The sequence below is a fragment of the Pseudonocardia sp. SID8383 genome, from assembly GCF_009864975.1.
GTDB classification, from domain to species: Bacteria; Actinomycetota; Actinomycetes; order Mycobacteriales; family Pseudonocardiaceae; genus Pseudonocardia; species Pseudonocardia alni.
On the sequence record NZ_WWFY01001194.1, the window covers coordinates 1 to 1,703 of the forward strand.

The 1,703-nt window shown below is 77.2% G+C and carries 1 protein-coding gene and 1 pseudogene; both read left to right on the top strand.

What is annotated here, in order from left to right:
- A partial coding sequence (locus GTW08_RS29075; protein ID WP_161152802.1) for a molybdopterin-dependent oxidoreductase occupies window positions 1-975 on the top strand: 975 nt, incomplete at its 5' end.
- A gap of 50 nt (window positions 976-1,025) precedes the next feature.
- Window positions 1,026-1,703: pseudogene (locus GTW08_RS29080) on the top strand (indolylacetylinositol arabinosyltransferase); the annotation flags it as partial.

Here is a 1,703-nt window from a genome sequence, read left to right on the forward strand (position 1 = left end):
CTCGCCGCCGCGCCGTCGACGTCCGGGCCCGCGGCACTCGCGCTGCCGCCCGCCCCGCCGGTACCGGCGCTCCCGCCGGACGCGACCCTGCCGGGCGCACCGGCCTGGCTGACCCCGACCGCGGACTTCTACCGGATCGACACCGCGCTGCAGGTCCCGCGGGTCGACACCGCGTCGTGGACCCTGCGGGTGCACGGCATGGTCGAGCGCGAGCTGACGCTCTCCCTGGACCAGCTGCGGGCCCGCCGGGTCGTCGAGGTGCCGATCACGATGGTGTGCGTGTCCAACCCGGTCGGCGGCGCGCTGATCTCCAACGCGCGGTTCACCGGGGTGCGCCTGGCCGACCTGCTCGCCGAGGCCGGGGTCGGACCCGGGGCCCAGCAGCTGCTGTCCACCAGCGTCGACGGGTTCACCACCGGCACCCCGGTCGACGTCGTCACCGACGGCCGCGACGCCCTGCTCGCGTTCGGCATGAACGGCGAGGCGCTGCCGGTCGAGCACGGCTTCCCGGTGCGCATGGTCGTCCCCGGCCTCTACGGCTACGTCTCCGGCTGCAAGTGGATCACCGACATCGAGGTGACCACCTGGGACGCGGCCACCCCGTACTGGGCCGAGCGCGGCTGGGCCCGCGAGGGCCCGGTGAAGACCCAGTCCCGCATCGACACCCCGGCGGCCGGGGCGTCGGTCCCGGCCGGGCGGGTCGTCGTCGCCGGGACGTCGTGGGCGCCGCACGTCGGCATCACCCGGGTCGAGGTCGCCGTCGACGGCGGGACCTGGGTCCCGGCCCGCCTCGGCGCCGACGTCGCTGCCGACACCTGGCGGATGTGGCGCACCGAGATCGAACTGGGACCCGGCGAGCACACCCTGCGCGTGCGCGCGACCGACCGGACCGGCACGGTGCAGACGGAACGGGAACAGGTCTCGATCCCCGACGGCGCGACCGGCCGGCACACGGTGCCGGTCACCGCGGTCTGACGGGCGGGCCGGCCCCGCCGCGCTCCCCCGCCGAGTCGATCCGGAAGTCGATGCACCCCTCAGACCACCCCGCCCCGCCGTCCGTCCCCCGCCGCCTGGTGGTCGCGACCCTGCTCGCCGGCCTGCTCGCGGGCCTGCTCGCCGCGCTGGTGCCGTTCGCCCCCGTCGACACCCGCAGCACGACCGTGACCTGGCCCCGGGCGGGCGAGCAGCCGGTGTCGACGACGGCGGCGTTCCAGCCCTACGCACCGGAGGCGGTACGCGTCGACGTCGGCTGCCGGGTGCTGCGCGCCGCGCAGGCCCGCTCCGCCGACACCGGGACGGCGACGACCGTCGTGGCCTCGGAGCGGCCCGGTGCCACCGGGATCGGGTTCGCCGTGCTCACCGGACCGGGCGGGGAGCTGCGGGTCCAGGTCGGGGGCCGTGAGCTGCTGCGCGCCCCCGTCCCGCCCGGCGACGACTGCGGGCTGGTCCTCGACACCGACGAGGCCGGGTCCCGGGTCACCCTCGGCGACGGCGCCCCGCGTGCCTTCCCCGGCGACGTCGTGCGCGCGGTCGCCGCGTTCACCACCCAGCTCTCCCCCGCCGACGCCGACGGCCTGCGGGTCACCGCGCGCACCGCGGACTGGTTCGCCGCCGCGTCGTCACCGGCCAAGACCGTGCTGATCGGGCTGCAGTGGCTCGCCGCCGCCGTCGCCGCGGTGCTGCTGGCCCGCCTGGCCGGTGAC